This is a genomic window from Streptomyces xylophagus (assembly GCF_000716435.1).
Taxonomy (GTDB): domain Bacteria; phylum Actinomycetota; class Actinomycetes; order Streptomycetales; family Streptomycetaceae; genus Streptomyces; species Streptomyces xylophagus.
This window is the reverse complement of the sequence record NZ_JNWO01000009.1, coordinates 23,046-42,338: the sequence shown is the minus strand read 5'-3', so window position 1 is coordinate 42,338 and position 19,293 is coordinate 23,046. Positions and strand designations below refer to the sequence as shown.

Below are 19,293 nucleotides of genomic sequence, written 5' to 3'. Positions count from 1 at the left end.
TTGGAGAGGTCGGCTTCGCCGACGGGCTGCAACACCCCGGTGTGTTGCAGCCCGTCGGTAATCGGACAGTCCGAATGCCGGCACTTTAGCTGTCCGGGCTGTTCGTGCAGGTGATGGGCTTACAACGGCTAACACAAAGAGGTGGATCGGTCCTGGCTGCCGTGGCTGGTGCGGGAGTTGAGCGTTCGGTCTGGTGTGGGGACGTCGCCGTGGATCGTGTCGGATGAGCTGTGGGACCGCCTGGAGCCGCTGCTTCCGCAGCGTGAGCGCAGGTTCCGGTACTCAGGCCGCAAGCCGTTGCTGGACCGGGAAGTGCTGTGCGGGATCTTGTACGTGCTGCACACAGGGATTCAGTGGGAGTGCCTGCCGCAGGAGTTGGGGTTCGGCTCGGGCATGATGTGCCCTATACGGTGCGCCAGGAGGTGCCTACCCGCCGGTTGGCTTGAGTTAAGGCGCATCGCTTGAACCATTGGTAGCTTCAGAAGTATTCTGTTTCGGAACCTCTCCCTGCTGCTGGTTTGTCACCGCGCCTCTGAGCGTACCGATAAAGGCCCCAGGGGTAAGATTTAGCCGCTTACTTCCCCATAGCGTCGCGGGACCCAACAGGAACACCAAGGCGGCTGGTACAGCTGCCGCTGTTGGTACGCCCAGAGTCGCAGCTGCACCAATCCCGATGGCGGCCACAGTCGCTCCCGCAATAATGATCCACGTGTCACGCCGATTCTCTCGGACTTCAGGTGATGAGATTAGCTCTGAAGCCGGTTCCTCGAAAACATCGAGCAGCGCCATCCACCTCTCATCGATTAGACGGTCCAACAGGACGAACTGGAGGCGCACAAACTTCGGCATGGCACCAGGACTCCCGCGAAGAAGTTCTGCCGCTACCGCCCTAAGCTCCTTTTGCACCGCGCCGACATGGCGAGCTACAAGTTCGAAGCGTTCCGGGTCAGCAACAGCCCATTTCTCCTGGGAGAAATCCGCCAACTCCCCACATATTCGCCGAACTCGATCATCTATGGCTAGAACTCCACCCTCTCCCTTGAGGGAAGAATAACATTCGTTCAAGGCGATGAAAATTTGACGAATGGCGCCCAGGTCGGCTACTACCTGCACCAAATGAGACATCGTCCTACGAAAAGCAATAACGATTACTGTGAAAGATATCCAAATCCCCGCTATCGTCATGGCTTTATCTTCGGTAGGCAAAGAATAAGCTGCGGTGGCGAACGTGAGGACGGCGCAGAGGGCCTGAAATGCAAGCAGAAGGCGCGTATTTCTTCTGAACCAGGAATTGGCCGCATTGACCTTGGCGTATGCTGCTATGTAATCTGCCACGCCTCTAGACGGGGGTTCCCCTAAAACGCGAGCGGTAGCTATCGCTCTTCTTGTTATTCTACTGACATGCTTGCGCTTTCTGGGCATAGGAATTGGCAAAAACGGGAGTAGCTTGGGTGACCTCCAAGGCTTCGTGATCGTGACAAGCTTCCTCAAGACATACATGCAAAAGTATAAATATATGGGAGTGACGACGCAAAGCAAAACAACCCCGGCCGCCAGGTGGGGCCATTCGTGTAGATTCATAGCGCCCTCACATTTTCCCCATCGAGGGATAGCTTGGCTGTTTACTGAGTATTTTGGAAAGCGTTTGTAACGCCACCAAAAATTCGGCCACCCGCACGTCGTGCCCGTGGTTGCGAGGCAGGAAGCATACAGGCGCCGACAGATTGCAACCCCCCAGTGCTGCAGCCTTTCTGTAACCGGACAGCCAGGACAGCGGGACTTGGAGCTGTCCGGTCTGTTTGTGCAGGTGAGGGCCTTAGTCGGACAGTTCGACAGCTGGGACACTAGTGACAGCCGATCTTGACAGCGGGCGGCTTAGGTGACAGGTGACGCGTGTTACGCCTCGTCTTCGATCGGCGGATCCAGCGGTTGCGCCGCAGTCCGCCGCTGGACAAACTCTGCGCCGGCAGGGGTGAGCTGGTAGGCCTCCAGAGCAGGGATTGGGCCGAGCTGGATAGTTGCGCCGCGCCACGGCACCTGCGCCAGGTAGCCGTCCTGTACGAGGTACATCAGGTGCAGCCACGAGTCGGTGCTGAGCGGGACGACGGGAGGGTTGGCCGGGGCGGCCTTCCCAGTGCGGAAAGAGTTTGCGTAGAGCTCGACCGGGCGCCGCTCGAGACCGCTGTAGCGGCTATTGAGGGCAGCGAGGTTCGCCTTGTACTGGCGCAACGCCTTGCGGTCGATCTGATCGGCCCGTCCCCTTTGCGTCGGTGGCATGTCGGGCACAGAGCAATGAGGTTCTCGAAACTCGTGCTTCTTCACCTTCGCCCAGTCGACGACGTGCTCGATATCGACGGGGTCCTGGCGGCATGTGGGGGCAGCGCAGCGGTGGCCAGCTTCGACGAGGACTTGGCGGCGCAGTGCGGCGGGGAGGGCAGGGGGTCCTTCAGGCATGGCGTCTGTCTATGACCAGGCGGTCTTTTGAATCGATCAAGATCATTTGTCAATCAGCTGCGATCATCTGTCACAGATCAGATGTCACCAGCCGTCTGGATCTGTTCCTTCTGACATCAGCTGGTCGACCCGCTGTATAGCCAGTGCATGTTGAAGCCAGGGTGTTTCGCGCACCAACTTGGCCATGAGCTCACGCGCCTTCTCGAGTGGGAGGGTGGTGCTCACGCCCGTCGTGTCATCGCCGGGGGCAAGGCGTTTGACTCCGTGCCCGTCGACGGCGGACCGGTCCTCTACTTCGCGCTGGAAGACACTCCGCGCCGTCTCCAGACGTGTATTGGCAAGCTGCTGGGAGGGTAGCTGGCGCCCGCGGGGCTCACTCTCGTGACCGAGTGCCCGCCCTTCCCCGCGGGCGGGACCGAGGTCATCGTGCAGTGGTTGGACCGCAACCCGGACGCGCGCCTGGTCGTCATCGACGTGTTCGCCAAGATGCGTGGACGGGCCCCGCAAGGGGTGTCCGCGTACGACGCGGATTACGTCTCCGTCGGCTACGCGAAGCGGCTCGCGGATCACTACGGCATCGCCGTCGTCCTGGTCCACCACGTCCTCAAGGCAGGCTCGGACGACTTCCTGACCGAGGTCTCCGGGACCAACGGCATCGCGGGCGCCGCTGACGCCACGCTCGTACTGAAGCGTGCCCGCGGGCAGGCAGACGGCATCTTGCACGTCACCGGCCGCGACGTGGACGAAGCCGAGTACGCGCTCACCTTCCAACCCGCCTCCGGAGCCTGGCACTTGCTGGACGGCCCCGCCACCGACCACACCGTCGGCGACACGCGCGCCGCCATCCTCCGCTACGTCCGCGCCCACCCCGGTGCCAAGCCCAAGGACATGGCGGGCGAGCTGCCGCACGTCGACATGGACACGATCCGCCGGACGTGCTCGCGCATGGCCGAAGCGGGACAGCTCACCAAGGACGCCGGCGGCCGGTACTTCCCGGACACAGAGACCCGGACACAGGGCGCCCAAGAGGTGTCCGCACTGTCCGGCTGTCCGGTTGCCCCCTCTGACCAGCACGAACAACCCGGACAGTCGGAATTGGAGCTGTCCGGACTGTCCGGGTCGACCGAAGCCGAAGGGACGGCGGTATGAGCGCCCGCGCGCTGGACGAGAAGTTGACCGTCGCGGAGGTCATCACCGATCTGAAGGTGGCTCCGTCGACGTTCTACCGGTGGCGCCAACTCGGGAAGGCCCCTCGTTCGATCAAGCTGCCGAACGGTGACGTACGCATCCGCCGATCCGAATACGAGCGGTGGCTTGCCGAGCGGGAGGACGCCGCGTGAGCACGACCGATGACGCCTTGCCTCTCCGCTCGCACGGGGAGGCAAGGCCGGGCTACTCCCTCGACGTCCGGCTGTGGAAGGTCACGAAGGTCGACCGCAAGGCACTCCCGTATCAACTCCGTTGGGTCGTAGGCGGGAAGGTGAGCAGCGCGACGTTCGCCACGTCGGCACTCGCCGAAAACCGGCGCTCGGAGTTGCGGCAGGCCATGCGCCGGGGCGAAGCGTTCGAGATCGCAAGCGGACAGCCAGAGTCCGAAGTCCGCGCGGCTGAAGCGGCGGCAACGGCGACTGAGGCCAAGCCGTCGTTGCGGTGGTTCGAGTTCTGCCGGAAGTACATCGCCGGGCGGTGGCGCATGAGCGCCGCCAAGACCCGTGAGGGCATAGCGGACGGTCTCGCGGCCGTGTCGCTCGCCATGGTGAAGCGAGGCGAGAACACCCCTGAGGACAAGTCCCTGCGCCTGGCGTTCCGGTGGGCGATCGTCCCCGCGAACGCGGGACAGGAGCCGCCGGCCGAACTGAAGGCCGCGTACGAGTGGCTGATGAAGGAGGACCGTCCGGTTGTCGACCTGGTCGACCCTGTGGTGTTCGAGGACGTGCTATATCGCCTCAGCTATCGACTGGATGGCACCCCGGCGGCGGGGGAGACGCACAAGCGGCGGCGCCGGGTTCTGAACACGGCCCTCGAACACGCGGTGGCCGCGAAAGAGCTCCCGGAGAACCCTCTCCAGGGAGCCCACAAGAAGCGCGTGGGTTCCGGCGCCGTGGTGGACCGACGCGTCCTCGTGAACGCCATACAGGGGCGCCAGTTGCTCACTGCGGTCTCCTACGTCGGTTCGTGGGACCGCAACCGTGGGCGGCGCCTGGCGGCCTTCTACGCGGTCCTGTACTACGGCGGGCCTAAGGCCCGCTGAGGCGGTCGGGCTGAGGCTCTCCGATTGCCACCTGCCGGACGCGGGTTGGGGCACGCTGACGCTTCGGGAGACGCGTCCCGTCTCCGGCAAGCAGTGGACCGATTCGGGGGAGCGGCACGACCGCCGGGGCCTGAAGGCGCGCGAGGCGGACACGGACCGCCCGGTCCCCATCCCGCCCGTCCTGGTCGCCATCCTGCGGGCCCACCTGAAGGAGTTCGGGACCGCCAAGGAAGGGCGGGTGTTCGGCAACGAGCGCGGGGGAGTCGTCGGTTCGTCCACGTACTGGCGCGTGTGGGAGGAAGCGCGGGTGTTTGCTCTCCCGCCGGAGCGCGTCGATTCACCGTTGGCCGGACGGCCGTACGACCTGAGGCACGCGTGCATCACGCGGTGGCTCAACGCGGGAGTCCCGATCGCTGAAATAGCCCGGCGCGTCGGCAACTCCCCGGAGGTGATCCACCGCCGATACCACGGATGCATCGACGGACACGAGGAAGCCGCCAACGAGAAGATTACAAAGGCTCTGGAAGAAGAGGGCGACGTGGCCTGAGGGGCGCCGTCACAGTGGCCTAACCTCGGGCTTTCACGAGGGGGCAGGAGGCTTGTAGTTGAAGGGCTGGCGTCTGCCGCTCACCAGGCAAGATGTGCTTCTGCTTTTCGGTGGCGGTCGTTTCTTACTCTGCGCCTGGTGGGTGCGGAGTCGGCCGATGGTGGACAAGGCAAGACGCCGTGACGCGGGGGGATGCGTCTGCAATGCTGCGCAATGTGGACGTCTCTCTACTCAGGGCCGAGGACTATGCGTCCGCCGATCGTGCCCAACGGCTGCTTGCAGGCTCGTTCGGTTCCTCCCCGACTTTCTTCCGTCAGATGAGGTCCTGGCAGGATTTCGTCGTCGGCGTTGAGGCAGGTTTCGATACGACATGGATCTGGGAGTACTACAGCGATCTCAGCTGCCGTGATTGGCTGGACGAGGCATTGCCTCTGCTCACTCCCACCCTGCGGGCGCTGTGTCAGCCCGTGATCGAGAGGTGGGATGCCCGGTATCTCGCGGCGACAGGGCTGATCAAACCGCAGAGCCCTCAGACCGGCCGGTTGTCGACGCAGGGCAGGTGGTGGCACGACCGCTTCCCGCTGCTGATCGACCACGACGAGGAGATCCCGTTGCCGCCGTCCTGGTCGCCGGAGCCCAGACGCCTCACCGAGTGACACGCTGCCGGGACCGAGGTCGCCCGACCCTTGATCAAATAGATGGAGAGTGCGACTGACCTGCAACGATGGGACTTGTCGAGGGTCCTGTCAGCTGCAAGGAAAGAAGCACTCTCCAGGTGAAGAAGCGTAGCGGGTCGTATCCGCATGTTCGTGTCGAGGCCGGCGACCGTGGGGTGGTCTCGCAGGCCGGGGCGGTACTGCTGGTCGAGACGGTCCGCAAGTCCGGGCTGGACACCGCGATATCGGCTGCGCTGGCGCCGTGGCGCAAGCCGCGGGCAGTGCACGATCCGGGGAAGATCCTGCTGGATGTCGCCCTGGCCGTCGCGCTCGGCGGGGACTGCCTGGCCGACGTCGGCATGCTGCGGGCCGAGCCCGACATGTTCGGCCCCGTGGCCTCCGATCCGACGGTCTCCCGTCTCATCGACGCTCTCGCTGCAGCCGGCCCGAAGGCTCTCACCACGATCCGGTCGGCGCGGGCCGAAGTACGCACCCGGGTCTGGGAGTTGGCCGGTGCGGACGGTCCGGCCGCCGATGGCAACGTGGTCGTGGACATCGACGGCGTGCTGGTCCTGGCGCACTCCGAGAAGCAGGATGCCACCGCGACCTGGAAGAAGACCTTCGGCCATCACCCGCTCGTCGCGTTCGTCGACCACGGCGAGGCCGGTTCCGGAGAACCGGTGGCCGCGCTGCTGCGACCCGGCAACGCGGGCTCCAACACCGCCGCCGACCACATCGAAACCGCCCAGCTCGCTCTGGCCCAACTGCCGAAACACTTGCGGCGGGGCCGCCAGACACTGATCCGCACCGACTCCGCCGGCGGCACCCACGCCTTCATCAACTGGCTCTCCCGCCGGGGCCGGTGGCTGGCGTATTCCGTCGGAATGACCATCACCGACACCATCCACCAAGCCGTCCTGAAGATCCCGAAGAAAGCGTGGACACCGGCCTACGACGCCGGCGCCACCGAGCGGCCCGGCGCCTGGATCGCGGAGATCACCGACATGCCCGACCTGAGCACCTGGCCGAAAGGGATGCGGCTGGTCGTCCGCAAGGAACGCCAGCACCCCGGCGCCCAGTTGCGCTTCACCGACCTCGACGGACTGCGACTCACCTGTTTCGCGACCAACACCAAAGGCGGCCAGCTCGCCGACCTGGAGCTGCGTCACCGACGCCGGGCCCGCTGCGAAGACCGCATCCGAAACGCCCGCGCCACCGGACTGCGCAACCTGCCCCTGCACGACACCGCCCAGAACCGGATCTGGCTGGAGATCGTCCAGATCGCACTCGACCTCCTCGCCTGGATGCCGATGCTCGCCCTGACTGCAGAAACCCGCCGCTGGGAGCCCAAACGGCTTCGCCTACGGCTGTTCTCCGTCGCCGCCCAACTGGTCACCACCAGCCGTCGCCGCCGGCTCCGCTTCACCGCTCGATGGCCCTGGACGGATGTAATCACCCACGCGATCCAGCGACTCGCAGCCCTGCCGAACCCCGGCTGACCAGCGACTCCGACCGTCCCGACGAACCAAAGCAACATCCCGGAGCCGTGGAACCCGGCGCCCACCCGACGCGACAGTCGGGCCACCAACCTGCCCCAGCCCACGAAAATCCGCACCACGCAAGCACAGAATCTCCGTCAGCGAACCAGCGAGGACTCATGAACGATCGAGGCTAACACCCGTAACGGTGTGACGGCGCATCACACCCAAACCCCTAGGCAGACCAGGTGTGACCCGCCCTAATAGCGGCCCGTCACACCCCCTCGTGTCTCGTCTCAGATGATCTGGTCCCAGCCCAAACCTACGACCTGCGACGATCAGCTCGACCGAGACGCAGGTGTCCGTTGCCGCTGAACCTTGACGACCGCATGGTTCATGCCGCCGTAGATTGCGTCAGAACAAACGAGAAGATGGCACACATGCGGCTGAAACCCGGAGTGACCACCGATTTCGCTGAGGGCTTGCTTAACTTCGCCGAGCGGCAGTGGCGGGCTGCACGAGAGGCTCCAACCGTCCACGACTGCTTCACCGAGTACCTTCGAACTGTGGGCCTCCTTCTGTATCGGTATAGGGAGGCATTCGTCTCGCCGGACCTTGCCGCTGGTCTCTACAACGCGGCTTACTGGAATCTCCTGGCTCTCAATCGTTCTGGACCTGGCAACTCAGTTCCCAGCAGAGCGCCTTCGGAGCGCATCGCCAGGGCGGAGATGATGCCACTTCTCACCGAGATCGACGTGCAGTTGGTAGCCGTGGAAGATGCCCACAGTGAGCTGGCCGGGCTGAAACGGCTTGGAGGTCGTCCGGGCCTGCCCGTGGTCTACGACACCAACATGCTCAACCACTGGAGCCAACCCGGCGACGTTGACTGGCGAGAGGTCCTCAAGGCCCCGGGCGAGGAGACGCGGCTCTGCCGTCTCATTGTCCCGCTGACCGTCATCGACGAACTGGACCGGCAGAAGTACGGGCAAGGTCAGCTTGCGAAGAGGGCCGCCACCGCAATCCGCTACCTCGATCATGTCCTGAAGGGCTGCAACCCAGGGACCCCGACCCGGCTTCGAGAAGACGCCACTCTGGAGGTTTGGAGCGACACCGACGAACGAGGAACTGACGCCGACCTCGCGATCCTGCGCTGCGCCGCTGACTTGGACATCTTGCACGCTCCCAGAATTCGTCTCGTGTGGGACGAGGTCGACCACCTTCACCCGGAGAGGGGATCCCGAGTCCTAACCGATGACGTTGGTATGCGATTGCGTGCGAACCAGATGGGCCTGAGGGTGGTCAGCCTCCCGGAGAAGTACCGGAAGCCAGGCACGGCGATGACCGACGTCCCCCGCACGTAGGGCTGCCAGGACTCCATCGCCCCAGCTCTGGCGGTCAATCTTCGGTGGCAGACCGTCAAGGTTCAGTGGCAACGGACAGCAGGGAGCCCGGGAGTCTCAAGTGACCTGGTCTTCGAATTGTGTTCTGGCGCGCACGATCGCTGGTCATGACCGCGAGAGAATAGGCGCCTCAACGAAGGTCACGGCAGGGGAGACGCGTAGAGGTGGGGCTGACGCACAGGGACATGTGGAGATGCCGAACGTGCGGCACCCTGATCAGGGGCAGAGAAGGGGACCAACGGCCGCGAGCGCAGCTCGAACACGCCCGAAGGGCTGGGCATCGCGCGGCTGTTGAGCCATACCGGCCGCAGAACGCGACGGAGTGGCGCTCGTGGTGGGATGGTCTCCCGATGATCAATCGGGCGTGTACTGCACTGGCACTGCTGCTGTGCGCACTGATCATGGGCGTATGGATCGCTGGCCAGAACGAGGAGCAAGACCCGGGCCCCACCACCCCGCGGCACTGTCTGGAGGGACCTTCACGGCCGGTGTGTTGAGCGGCGAGCGGGCGTGGATATGAGTGTGACGCCCCTGCCTCGGCCCGGCGAGCGAGAGTACGTGGAGGTCCCGGCGATGACTGCGCGACTCAATGGATCTGGCCTGCTTCGGGCAGATGGACCAGATCCATGGAAACGGGACACCCCACACCCGGCCGTCACACTTCTGCCGGCTGTCCGAGGCCACCGAACTTTGACCGCGTGCCATCGATTCCTAATGCGGTCTATCAAGCCGTGAGGACGGTCGGCGATGGGTGGTCATTCGCAGTGCTACTCGGCTACGACGAGGCCCATTGAAGCGTGTGGGAAACCTTGGCTTACTCGTCAGCAGGCTCTCGCTCGGGCGCGGCCAGCTCGATGCCGCGGATACGGCGAAGCCAGCGGACCAAGGCGTACAGGGAAGCGCCTGCGATGCCACAGGGATCCCATACGTCTGTCACGAGTGCTGGCAGGCCACCAGCGCCGACGATATAGATCGCCTGGATGCCGATCGCTGCGGTGATGCAGGTATTGCTGCGGCCTGGCGTGCGCAGCAGCCAATCCACGGGCCGCCACAATCCACCGAGAAGATCATGAAGCCGATATCGCGCTGCGGCGATGATGAAGCCAAACGCTGCTCGCCGTTGCTCGCCGAGGTTCAGGGTGACGCCCTCTTCCGGTGCCCCAGCAAGGTGTGCGCGCCACTCGCTGGTGTCTCGGTCCCTGCCTGCTATTCGTGAGGCCCAGGACGTCATACCCCACGCCGAGGGAGACCTTCTAGACGGAAGGATTTGACGGGTGCGTCCGGGAAGCTCAACGTCCATTTCTTCTGCGAGGAAAGTCGCGGCAACCGATGAAAGATCCGTATCGTCAAGGCGAAGGTGATCCGTAAGAACTCTGCGGCATTGATTCCCAGCAGTGCTCGCTAGCCATTCCACTGCATCCTCTTCTGGCTCGATGCGCCTCAGGTGCTGGGCGAAGTGAAACCAGGTCGTCTGGTAGGCCTCGTTCGCGTCGGCTTCGGAGAGGGGGTACGTGCGCGCTATGGACCACACCAGAGGACTGAGCTGTTCTACGAGTGCCTTCCAGCTAGGCGCATCTCCATCTATTGCGCTCCGAACGAGGGCGCCTGTAGCGATTCGGTCGGGAGGTTCACTCTCCACCCGAGGGGGTGTGCTCATGCTGAGCCTCCCGCCAGCCGGAACCTGAGCTGCCGGGCTTGCCGTGCTTCCAGGGCTTCGCTGGCTTGCGCACGGCCGACGCCAGTGAGTTCGTAGAAGCGGCGAGCGGGACGGCCAGGGTGGGGGCCGGTCTCCTCGTAACTGGTGACCCAACCGCGTTCGGTGAGCCGGTCAAGGATGGGGTAGACGGTGCCGGGGCCAAGGTCGGCGTCGCGGCAGATGCTGAGACCCCATGCCTGCTTGTCACTCGTCGCGGAGAGCAGCGTCTCCAGGACGGCAATCGTCGGCTTGGTGAGCCGGATGTTCGGCATGCGACCAGTAGAGCATGTATCGACTACGATATTCAATACGTGTCGAATGAGAGTGGCTACGTACGGACTTGCTGCGCTGTTCGCGGTGGGCAACGGGTGTACTCGGTCATGCTGTCCTTCGGCATCGATTCCTAATGCGGTCCGTCAAGCCGCGAGGACGGCCGGCGGTGTGAGTTCGTGCCACCGAAGACCGCCACCGCGGCCTTCCCAAGGGGGAGCGGGCAGACACGGGCGAGCGTCGCCGGGCCCATGATCTGGCGGTGGGTGCCAGCGTGTCGGAGGTGTGTCGCGTGTATCGCAGATAGTGCGCGAACAGTGAGAGACAACGAGAAAGAGCGGGAGTCAGTGAGACTGACTCCCGCTCTTTCATGTCGGCATCCGCGCAGGTCAGACCCTGGTTTCAAGTCTCTGACTGGCGAGTGCCCCCGGCAGGATTCGAACCTGCGCACACGGCTCCGGAGCCCAGGTGAGACCGTGACGCTTTTGTGGGCCTGACCTGCGGGGGAGTGGCATCCAAGAGGCCTGCTGACCAAGGTCATTACGCCCCTATTACGTGGGCGGCCTGTCGAGCGGCAGGGCGGCGCCGTATGGTCGAAGGCATGATCTCGGGCAGCGGCGGGGACCAGGACGGCGGCACGGAGTTCACAGAGGAGGGCCTCGGGGCTGTCCTGCGCGAGGCGTGCGCGACAGCCCAACTCGACCCGGACGGCGCTGAGTTGCTGCGGCTCGGCTCCAACGCCGTGTACCGCTTATCGAAGTCGCCGATCATCGTTCGCGTTGCTCGTGACCTCGACGTCCTGGAGGACATGGAGCGGGCGGTACGGGTTGCGCGGTGGCTGGAGGCGGAAGAGCTTCCGGCTATGCGGGTGCCGGCGGGCGTCACGCAACCGCTGGTGATCGGCGGCAGGGTCGTGACCGTCTGGGAGAGCGTCCAGGACCGCGAAGAGTACGCCACGGTGGGCGAGTTGGCCGACCTGCTGCGCCGACTTCATTGGCTTGAGGAGCCCGAGACCCTGAGGCTGCCGTACTTCGACCCGTTCGCGAAGCTGTCGGGCTCTCTGAGGCAGATGGACGGCGTCCCGGAGGAAGACCGCACGTTCCTGGAGGACCGTGCCGCAAAGCTCCACAAGGACTACGACCGGCTGGACTTCGTCCTCCCCTTCGGGATGATCCACGGGGACGCGAGCATCGGCAACGTGCTCCGCCACCGGGATGGTCACGCGGTGCTCATCGACCTCGACGGCTTCGCGCTGGCCCCGCGCGAGTGGGATCTGATCCAGACGGCGATGTTCTACGACCGGTACGGCTGGCACACGAAGGCTGAGTACGCCGAGTTCGTTCACCGGTACGGCTTCGACGTCATGAACTGGCCGGGCTACGAGACGTTGGCGGATCTCCGTGAACTGATGATGGTGTCCTGGCTCGGCCACCAGGTCGCTGGCAGCGAGCGTTCCGCGGCGGAGTTCGCGCGGCGCGTGCGGTCACTGCGTACTGGCGAGGGACGAGATGCATGGGGCCCGTTCTGAGCGGCGCCCCCACGTGCGGGAGTCAGACACTGACGTGAGCTTCGGAGGCCACCCAGAGTCTGTGTTCTCTGACTTGCTCCGTGAAGGCTCGCGCTTCCGTGGTGTTGCCGACGGCTGCGAGGCCCTGCCGAAACTCAGCGAGGTAGCTGACACATCGGGCTGACTTGAGCTGCTCGCCGAGGTCGAGTGCATCGAGGGCCACTCTGCATGCCTCCTCAACATCGCCGGCACGTAGGTGCGCATCGGCGAGAACCATGGTCGCGAAGAAGTCGCTCCGTACGTGACTGCCGCTCATGGCGTTCTCGGCGTGAGCAACGGCCTGCCGTGCGCTGTTGACGTCACGGAAGCAGTGCGCAGCCTCGGCGGCAAGTTCCGTCTCGTCGAAGTAGCTGATCCATTCGGGCTCGTCGTCGCTGTTGCGGCTCTCCAACGCCCTGGTGGCTGCGCTCAGAGCGGCTTCGCAGGCCCCTACGTCGCCAGTCCGGGCAAGAGCGCGGGCTTCCATTACGTGGAACTGGGCGCGCAGTGTCGGAGTAGCCACGGGGGAGATGCCCATCAGGGCGGCACGGGCGAGTGTCGCGGCCTGGGTGTAGCGGCCGAGGAACGTGGCCTGATGACTCATGGCGGACAGGATGCTTCCGGCAAGCCGGCGGTCGTTGGCGTCCTGGGCCAGTCGGAGGGCCTGGAGGAAGTACCGCTGCGCCAAGCCATGACGGCAGGCGTCGTACGACATCCAACCGGCCAGGAGAGTTGCCTCCGCCACGGTCGAGAACAGGGCCCGCCCGACCTGCTCGGTGTACTGCCCGCGCAGGAGCGGAGTCACTTCGGTGCTCAGGTATTGGACAGCAGCATGCCGAGCGTGGTCGCCACCGAAACGGTCGTCCAACTCGGCGAACATGTCCGCGGTCGTCTTGATGGCGGCTACGTCTCCGAAACCGACGCGCATTCCATCTCGGTGTTGCCGAGGAACGGTCGGTTCGGGTGCGACCAGCCACCGAAGCGAGGCTTCGTTCCACGCGGGCTCGGACGGCTCGGCCTGTAACAGGGGCTCGTACCGGTTCAGATCAGCGCGCCACAGCAGGCCGACGGTCTCGATTGCCCCTTCTGGGCTCGCCGGATAACTTGCGTCGAGGAGTCCGGTGTCTCGCTGGCCCTCATGGTTCAGCCCTAACTCGGCGGCGCTGAGGCCGTACGCCTCACACAGAAGCGGACCGTAGAAGTCGTCTGGCGTGCTGTGCCCGTTCTCCCAACTGGCAATACGACGCTTGACGCTGGCGTCCGACGGAAGTTGATGGCCACGGCGGAGCGCAACCTGACGCAACTCCCGTACCAACCGCGGCTGACTCCAGCCGCGACCTAGACGGGCTTGCCGTAAGTGAACGCTGATCGGCTCCAGCGAGGACGTGACCGTTCCCTCCCCACTTGTACATGGGTGCGACTTCTGGGGCACGCGATTCTTTAGCTTCTCGACCGAATGTACGCGCTGTTCACCGGTGCGCGCTGCAAGTAACCGGAGTTCGCGGGTTGTTGACCCGTGACGGGGGACGACGCGTGCACTCGGGACGTGTCATCCCCCGTCACCTCTCGTCATCTGCCTTCACCAGGGTGGTGCCCCTGAGTCTGGACACCAGGCGGCATTGCGGCCGCAACTGGGTTCTGACCGAGGTGAGATGACGTGCAGAGGATGACCAGAAGTGGCATGGAGTGGCTCTCCGCCGCAGCCGACGATCCCGCCGAGTGTCGGCAAGTCTGGGCGGACGATCCCCGTAGGCCCTGCGCGCTGTCGACCGGCCGCTTCTTCGACGTGCTGAGCGTGGACCTGCGACTCGGGTTGGAGATGTTCGACCGTCTTCGACGAAATGGCCTGCTGCTCGGGCCGGCGGTCATCGACCGCAGGGCACAGCGAGTCGGGTTCTTTCTGGGCTCGGATGGCCGCGAGGTCTTCACGTACTACCTCGAACGCGAAACGTCATCGCCACCGCCGTACCGGTACCTCGACCACGGCTGCGCCATCGTCGTCCCCGGAGCCATCCCTCTGTCCGAAGACCGCTATCAGTGGCTTCGCGCACCTACCCGTCGACCGGAAGCCAATCCGCTGCGCCCGGTCGCGCTCGCCACAGTCCTGGTCGCCTCCGCAGAACTCCTGGCGAGGATGGACCGCTTCGACGAGCAGTACCCGACGCCCTACTCCGCGGTCGTTGCCCTCCCCGAGGAGACGCCCGCAGATGCCGGATGAGCCGACCCACGGGCACGATGCCGCCGCATGGTCGCCGCTCGACAGCGACGGCTGGTACGCGGCCCGAGACGCGACCACAGCATTGCGAGACGTCCTCGTTCGCGCTGGCCTGGAAAAGGACTTCCCCTACCTGCGCGCGGACGTGAACGCCTTCGGACACGGTCTCGTCGACTTGGGCCGAGTGTCCCCCGCCACGGCCGAGCGCCTCGCAGAACTCCTTCGCCTGGCGCTGGCAAGCGGATACCGCCGAGACGGAAACGACGGAAGTCACGGATCGTCCATTGCCGAAGAACACGAGGGAAGGGCCTGACGCCATGACCGACCGGCGCGGAGTGGTGGCCAAACGAGCCGAGGACTTGTCCCTTGGCGTGCCCTACGTACGCGGTTGGAACCGCGCACGGCGAGGCGCCGGCACCCTGGCTGATCAGCTCGTGTTGCTTGGCCTGGACTCCGACTTCGCTGGCCTAGTGGCCGATGTGAACGTCTTCGGTGACGGGATCGTGCAGCTCGGGACCGTTCGGCCTGAAGCGGCCGAGCTGCTGGCGAGGCTGATTGCGGCCGGACTTGCTGCGGAGTCGAGTGACATGACGACGAAGGCGCCTCTGCTCTCACCTCGAGAAGCGCCTGTGGCATGAACCGCTGCTCGGTGGCGGTTGGTTGTCCTGCCGCTCGGCCGGGACCGGCGCCCCAGCGCCGCAGCCCGGACGAACGGCAGGACAACTTGCTACATCGGCTTGGCAAGCTGCGGGCGTTTACGGGTGGTTCGGGCGCTGGCTTGGCCGAACGGCCATGGCATGGCCTCGCCGTGGCCGACTGCTTCTACCGTGATTCCCCGCTGTTCCCCGCTCGATCTGGTGCGCTTGTGGTGCGGCAGCGGTGCTGTGTCAGGGAGCGGATGCCCAGCGGGCAGCGTCAGCGAGCGGCCTTACCACTTCCGCCATGTGTCCGTGATCTGGCACCGGCCGAGTCCATGCCGGGAGGCCAGTGCGACGATGTCGATGCCGTGCTCGGTTGCTGGGCGGTCCCTTTGCTGCGCGCTATAGGTCGGCGTAGTGGATCCCTGGTGCTGAGCTCGCTGCGCCGATCCAGACAGCGGGCGACAACGATGCGTTCCAGGCGAGCACACTAGAACGCAGGCCACGCGGCGCTTGTCCTCGCTCGGCCCAGGTGCGTTCCCACCCGACTGGCGATCACAGCCTGCCTCTTCCCTATGACCGTGTGCGATCGGTACCGTGCCCTCCTAGGGGCGAGCCTGCTGATCTCGGATGCGGGGGGGGGCATGAAGAAGCTGTGGGTCAGGCACATCAAGGATGCACTGCACACAGGTTTCGCTGGTCACATCGATATGAGTGATTACGAGAAAGCCAGCTCTTCCGTCCGGGAGAAGGCATTCTTGAGCAGGTCCTTAGCGGCCCTCGCGGTTCAAAGGTTCACTGAACTATCGGCCGACCAAGCGGCCGCCACCGTTGTGGATGGCAGTCACGATAATGGAATTGACGCCATTGCGATCGATCCTGCACAGCACAAAGTGATTCTTGTGCAGTCCAAGTGGGATGGCTCCGGAGACGGCAGTCTTGGACTAGGTGATTCACGGAACTTTATTGCGGGATTCAAGGATCTCCTCGACACGAAGTTTGATCGCTTTACCCCTCGGCTTAGAGAACGAGAGGAGCAGATCACGGCAGCACTCGACGATGTCGACGTGACATTTATCCTTGTTGTTGCCACTACCGGTCGAGTTGAATTGGCGAAACCGTCTGCTGCGGTTTTTCAGGACGTACTTGACGAGATGAATGAGACCCAACAGCTAGTTTCGGTCGAGATGCTGGGGTTGACCGAGTTCCATTCTTTTGTTTCCGAGGGGCTGGGCGGCTCGCGCATCGATTTTCATGCTCAGTTGGAAAATTGGGGAACTGTAAGCGAGCCGTATGAAGCCTATTATGGTGTCGTCGCGGCATCTAGGGTGGCCGAGTGGTATGAGCGTTTTGGCGATCGGTTGTTCTCGCAGAATATTAGAAAGGCTCTTGGTAACACCAGTGTGAATGATGCACTGGCGAATACTATCGTGGATTCCCCTCATCATTTTTGGTACTTTAATAATGGTGTGACAGCTCTCTGTGAGAGCATCAAGAAGACGGCTCGCGGCGCGACAACCCGCACTTTCGGTGATTTTTCGCTGACTGGGGTGAGTATTGTCAATGGTGCCCAGACCGTGGCCAGCATCCATAAGGCCTCCCATCGGAATGGGAGCTCCCTCGACGGTGCAATGGTGTGGGTTCGATTTATTAATCTCGAATCCTGTCCTGACGGGTTCGCGACGGCGGTCACGAGGGCAACGAATACGCAAAACAGCGTAGAGACGCGCGACTTTGTGGCTTTGGACCCACAGCAGGATCGCCTACGCACCGAATTAGTACTCTCGCTGAAGAAGACGTATGCGATCAAGCGTGGAGAACCTGTACCTAGTCCTGATAATGGATGCACAGTGGTGGATGCCACCGTTGCTCTCGCTTGCGCGAATCGTGAACCGAGTCTTGCCGTTCTTGCAAAGAGCAAGGTCGGAAGTCTTTGGGAGTCAACGGAAAAGCCTCCTTACCGCACGCTATTCAATCCAACTGTGGGACCGTATCGCGTGTGGAGGTGCGTCGAGGTTATGCGCACAGTGGATCTCACGTTATCTGGCCTGAAGAAGCAACTTGATGGGCGGCCGCGGTCGGTCTGCTTGCAAGGTAACCGCCTCGTGCTTCACTTGGTTTTTCGAGAACTTGACTTGCAAAGAATTGATGACGCTGAGTTCGATTGGTCTTCAGAGCTGAGGCGAGTTCCTGTACTAACGGAAAAGTCTCTCTCTTCCCTCGTGATGCACGTCGATGACGTTTATCCGAGCAGTTACGTGACGAGCCTCTTCAAGAACATCACGAAATGCCGAGATATCGTTCAAAGGGTTCGGGATGACTGGCCCGCGGAGTCCAACGACACAAAGATGGGAGCAAAGCTAGGTCGACGATTCCTCCGGAGCTCATAGGTGGGTTGACATCGTCGAGCAGGCGTCACGGTAGCGGGACATCAGAGAGCAGGATGCATACGCCCGCGCAGATGCGATCCGTACTCACTCGCGCCTCATGGTCGACCTCGTCTGCTATGACCCGATGCGCCCGGAAGAACCGGCAGCCCTTCGCCGCCGTGACATCGTCTCCGAGAACCACGTCATCTGCGCCGGCCGCGTTGTCTGGGTCCCTTTTTGCCAAACGAGCCGGGGCGGCTGGGCCAGAGCAAGGGATGGGCGGCACTGTCCAGCCAAACCACCCCTTGTTCCGGACCCTTCGTAGGGTCAGCGTCGACCATGCAGACCGAATCAGGGGAGGGTTCGTGGGTCTCGGCTTCAGAGCCTCTCGTCGGCTAGTGACCTTCGTGGCAATATCAGCGGTGTTGCTAACAGTCCTTCTGGCTACACCGTTCGTGTTGCTCAGTGATCTCAACCAGGCCTACAGCGCGGCATCGGTGTTGTTATCTGGTATTGCTCTGACTGGTGTTGCGATCTCGCTCGTGTACCAATCCCAACAGACGAGGGTCATCAGAGATGAGAGGGACAGGGCTACACATCGGGAAATGGTCTATCGGGCGATGGAAGATCGCGCTTTGGCTGCATGTTGGGAGCCGCCAGACATCCCCATGACATTCGAGCAATACCGTCAGGTTAGCTTCACTAACCTGATCATGGGGAGATGGCATGCTGCGTATCAACTTGGAGATGTTGACTCTGCCACTCTTCGGCGAATCCTCGATCAGCATTTCCGGGGTGAAATAGGACGATTGCATTGGAGTCACGGACACCGTAGCTGGCTCTACACCACCATCGGAGGCCGGCGGACGAAAGCTGCGAAGTTTGCTGAGATCGCGGAGGAGCGGTATCAAGCTGCGATCAACGGTGGGCCCGCTGTGGCCGCGGATGGCTACTTTGATCCCGACGGCCCCCGCCTTCTGAGCGAATGAAAACTCGGAGACAGTCTCCGATCGCGTCAGAGGCCATATACCAATCTTGCATGTGGCCTCTGACCGCTTGAACGCACGACCTCTTCGTCCCGAAGCAACTTGGGTGGGGGCGCAGCCTTGGCCTGGTGTAGTTCTCACCTGCGCTAACAGTCCACAGACGTCCGCGCTTGTCCGCCGTTGTTCGTGGGCGTTGGCACCCAGTTAGACACTCACTGCTACTGCATCCTGCCAGCGTTTTGCGGCGAAGGAGCACCTGACTTGTAGCTCCACAGAGGTCGGTCAACCAGGGCCATAAAGGCTGCTACTCAACCCCTGAGGGCGGTTGTCGAACATGGTCGGTTGCCGAGGTTGCTGGGTTTATCTGTTGTACAGCGCGGGCGGCAGCGAGGTTGTTGCGGCTGATCAGGGTGTGCGGGTGGGTGTCTCCCAGTACCCGCTCGCACTGGGTGAGGGTCGCCTCGTGCAAGGAAATCGCCCGTCCCACGTCCCCCGCGGCTAGATACGCGTAGGCGAGGTTGTTGCGGCTGATCAGGGTGTGCGGGTGGGTGTCTCCCAGTACCCGCTCGCACTGGGTGAGGGTCGCCTCGTACAGGGGAATCGCCCGTTCCAGGTCCCCCGCCGACTCGTAGGCGCTGGCGAGGTTGTTGCGGCTGGACAGGGTGTCGGGGTGGGTGTCGCCCAGGGCCTGCTCGCGCTGGGTGAGGGTCGCCTCGTGCAAGGGGATCGCCTGTCGCAGGTCCCCCGCTGCCTGGCGCTGGCGAGGTTGTTGCGACTGATCAGGGTG

The 19,293-nt window shown here is 63.5% G+C and carries 19 protein-coding genes and 2 pseudogenes; 14 read left to right on the top strand and 7 right to left on the bottom strand.

What is annotated here, in order from left to right; genetic code table 11:
• Positions 1–156: 156 nt before the first annotated feature.
• A pseudogene (locus OO70_RS22230) lies at positions 157–402 on the top strand (transposase); the annotation flags it as partial.
• Positions 403–447: 45 nt separating this feature from the next.
• Here OO70_RS22230 and OO70_RS54675 read toward each other — a convergent pair.
• On the bottom strand, positions 448–1,335 hold the full coding sequence (locus tag OO70_RS54675; RefSeq protein WP_158711507.1) for a hypothetical protein: 888 nt from the start codon (positions 1,333–1,335) through the stop codon (positions 448–450).
• A gap of 561 nt (positions 1,336–1,896) precedes the next feature.
• Entirely contained in the window at positions 1,897–2,454 is a 558-nt protein-coding gene (locus OO70_RS57230) for a hypothetical protein (RefSeq protein ID WP_234336904.1), read from the bottom strand.
• Between the two features lie 381 nt (positions 2,455–2,835).
• Here OO70_RS57230 and OO70_RS22220 point away from each other — a divergent pair, with 381 nt between their 5' ends.
• The 7 genes from OO70_RS22220 (at position 2,836) to OO70_RS22195 (ending at position 8,747) form a co-directional block, all read left to right on the top strand.
• On the top strand, positions 2,836–3,603 hold the full coding sequence (locus OO70_RS22220) for an AAA family ATPase (RefSeq protein ID WP_234336903.1): 768 nt from the start codon (positions 2,836–2,838) through the stop codon (positions 3,601–3,603).
• Positions 3,600–3,794 (top strand): helix-turn-helix transcriptional regulator, encoded by a 195-nt coding sequence (locus OO70_RS22215; protein WP_043674231.1) that lies wholly within the window; start codon positions 3,600–3,602, stop codon positions 3,792–3,794. The genes OO70_RS22220 and OO70_RS22215 overlap by 4 nt, the downstream gene beginning before the upstream one ends.
• Complete coding sequence (locus tag OO70_RS56875) at positions 3,791–4,705, top strand: hypothetical protein (RefSeq protein ID WP_324604868.1); 915 nt, start codon at positions 3,791–3,793, stop codon at positions 4,703–4,705. Before OO70_RS22215 ends, OO70_RS56875 begins: the two co-directional genes overlap by 4 nt.
• On the top strand, positions 4,644–5,252 hold the full coding sequence (locus tag OO70_RS56870) for a tyrosine-type recombinase/integrase (protein WP_324604867.1): 609 nt from the start codon (positions 4,644–4,646) through the stop codon (positions 5,250–5,252). Before OO70_RS56875 ends, OO70_RS56870 begins: the two co-directional genes overlap by 62 nt.
• Before the next feature lie 203 nt (positions 5,253–5,455).
• Positions 5,456–5,908 carry a hypothetical protein gene (locus OO70_RS22205; RefSeq protein WP_043674228.1) on the top strand — a complete coding sequence of 151 codons (453 nt, stop codon included), beginning with the start codon at positions 5,456–5,458 and terminating at the stop codon, positions 5,906–5,908.
• 119 nt (positions 5,909–6,027) lie between these two features.
• A complete protein-coding gene (locus OO70_RS22200; protein ID WP_078651515.1) occupies positions 6,028–7,407 on the top strand; it encodes an IS1380 family transposase in 1,380 nt (459 codons plus the stop codon).
• A 419-nt stretch (positions 7,408–7,826) separates the two neighbouring features.
• Positions 7,827–8,747, top strand: a complete 921-nt coding sequence (locus OO70_RS22195) for a PIN domain-containing protein (RefSeq protein ID WP_158711506.1) — start codon at positions 7,827–7,829, stop codon at positions 8,745–8,747.
• An 853-nt stretch (positions 8,748–9,600) separates the two neighbouring features.
• Here OO70_RS22195 and OO70_RS56100 read toward each other — a convergent pair.
• The 3 genes and pseudogenes from OO70_RS56100 to OO70_RS22190 all read right to left on the bottom strand — a co-directional run bounded on the left by OO70_RS56100 (position 9,601) and on the right by OO70_RS22190 (position 10,754).
• Positions 9,601–9,828 carry a hypothetical protein gene (locus OO70_RS56100; RefSeq protein ID WP_234336914.1) on the bottom strand — a complete coding sequence of 76 codons (228 nt, stop codon included), beginning with the start codon at positions 9,826–9,828 and terminating at the stop codon, positions 9,601–9,603.
• Between the two features lie 327 nt (positions 9,829–10,155).
• Positions 10,156–10,443: pseudogene (locus OO70_RS56095) on the bottom strand (RNA polymerase sigma factor); the annotation flags it as partial.
• Positions 10,440–10,754: a PadR family transcriptional regulator gene (locus tag OO70_RS22190; RefSeq protein WP_043674224.1), complete on the bottom strand. Its 315-nt coding sequence runs from the start codon at positions 10,752–10,754 to the stop codon at positions 10,440–10,442. The pseudogene OO70_RS56095 and the gene OO70_RS22190, both read right to left, overlap by 4 nt.
• A gap of 599 nt (positions 10,755–11,353) precedes the next feature.
• Between OO70_RS22190 and OO70_RS22185 the strand changes: the two genes are divergently transcribed.
• Positions 11,354–12,280 (top strand): phosphotransferase family protein, encoded by a 927-nt coding sequence (locus OO70_RS22185; protein ID WP_043674855.1) that lies wholly within the window; start codon positions 11,354–11,356, stop codon positions 12,278–12,280.
• A 22-nt stretch (positions 12,281–12,302) separates the two neighbouring features.
• On the opposite strand, the gene OO70_RS22180 is transcribed toward OO70_RS22185, so the two are convergent.
• Entirely contained in the window at positions 12,303–13,601 is a 1,299-nt protein-coding gene (locus OO70_RS22180) for a hypothetical protein (RefSeq protein ID WP_199827385.1), read from the bottom strand.
• 363 nt (positions 13,602–13,964) lie between these two features.
• Here OO70_RS22180 and OO70_RS22175 point away from each other — a divergent pair, with 363 nt between their 5' ends.
• The 5 genes from OO70_RS22175 to OO70_RS54670 all read left to right on the top strand — a co-directional run bounded on the left by OO70_RS22175 (position 13,965) and on the right by OO70_RS54670 (position 18,509).
• Complete coding sequence (locus OO70_RS22175; RefSeq protein ID WP_199827384.1) at positions 13,965–14,516, top strand: bifunctional DNA primase/polymerase; 552 nt, start codon at positions 13,965–13,967, stop codon at positions 14,514–14,516.
• A complete protein-coding gene (locus tag OO70_RS22170) occupies positions 14,506–14,826 on the top strand; it encodes a hypothetical protein (protein WP_043674218.1) in 321 nt (106 codons plus the stop codon). Before OO70_RS22175 ends, OO70_RS22170 begins: the two co-directional genes overlap by 11 nt.
• A gap of 4 nt (positions 14,827–14,830) precedes the next feature.
• The gene (locus OO70_RS22165; RefSeq protein WP_078651511.1) at positions 14,831–15,151 is read left to right on the top strand and encodes a hypothetical protein; all 321 of its coding nucleotides are present in this window, start codon (positions 14,831–14,833) and stop codon (positions 15,149–15,151) included.
• Positions 15,152–15,795: 644 nt separating this feature from the next.
• Positions 15,796–17,541 (top strand): AIPR family protein, encoded by a 1,746-nt coding sequence (locus OO70_RS52575; RefSeq protein ID WP_078651526.1) that lies wholly within the window; start codon positions 15,796–15,798, stop codon positions 17,539–17,541.
• 377 nt (positions 17,542–17,918) lie between these two features.
• The gene (locus tag OO70_RS54670; RefSeq protein ID WP_158711505.1) at positions 17,919–18,509 is read left to right on the top strand and encodes a DUF6082 family protein; all 591 of its coding nucleotides are present in this window, start codon (positions 17,919–17,921) and stop codon (positions 18,507–18,509) included.
• A 301-nt stretch (positions 18,510–18,810) separates the two neighbouring features.
• On the opposite strand, the gene OO70_RS56090 is transcribed toward OO70_RS54670, so the two are convergent.
• Positions 18,811–19,227, bottom strand: coding sequence for a tetratricopeptide repeat protein (locus OO70_RS56090; RefSeq protein WP_078651509.1), 417 nt, complete (start codon positions 19,225–19,227; stop codon positions 18,811–18,813).
• Positions 19,228–19,293 lie beyond the last annotated feature (66 nt).

Excerpts from the sequence above, each read along its gene's own strand:
- OO70_RS57230 (WP_234336904.1), bottom strand. The coding sequence starts at position 2,454 with ATGCCTGAAGGACCCCCTGCCCTCCCCGCCGCACTGCGCCGCCAAGTC.
- OO70_RS22215 (WP_043674231.1), top strand. The coding sequence starts at position 3,600 with ATGAGCGCCCGCGCGCTGGACGAGAAGTTGACCGTCGCGGAGGTCATC.
- OO70_RS22205 (WP_043674228.1), top strand. The coding sequence starts at position 5,456 with ATGCTGCGCAATGTGGACGTCTCTCTACTCAGGGCCGAGGACTATGCG.
- OO70_RS22195 (WP_158711506.1), top strand. The coding sequence starts at position 7,827 with ATGCGGCTGAAACCCGGAGTGACCACCGATTTCGCTGAGGGCTTGCTT.
- OO70_RS22190 (WP_043674224.1), bottom strand. The coding sequence starts at position 10,754 with ATGCCGAACATCCGGCTCACCAAGCCGACGATTGCCGTCCTGGAGACG.
- OO70_RS22185 (WP_043674855.1), top strand. The coding sequence starts at position 11,354 with ATGATCTCGGGCAGCGGCGGGGACCAGGACGGCGGCACGGAGTTCACA.
- OO70_RS22175 (WP_199827384.1), top strand. The coding sequence starts at position 13,965 with ATGACCAGAAGTGGCATGGAGTGGCTCTCCGCCGCAGCCGACGATCCC.
- OO70_RS22170 (WP_043674218.1), top strand. The coding sequence starts at position 14,506 with ATGCCGGATGAGCCGACCCACGGGCACGATGCCGCCGCATGGTCGCCG.
- OO70_RS22165 (WP_078651511.1), top strand. The coding sequence starts at position 14,831 with ATGACCGACCGGCGCGGAGTGGTGGCCAAACGAGCCGAGGACTTGTCC.
- OO70_RS52575 (WP_078651526.1), top strand. The coding sequence starts at position 15,796 with ATGAAGAAGCTGTGGGTCAGGCACATCAAGGATGCACTGCACACAGGT.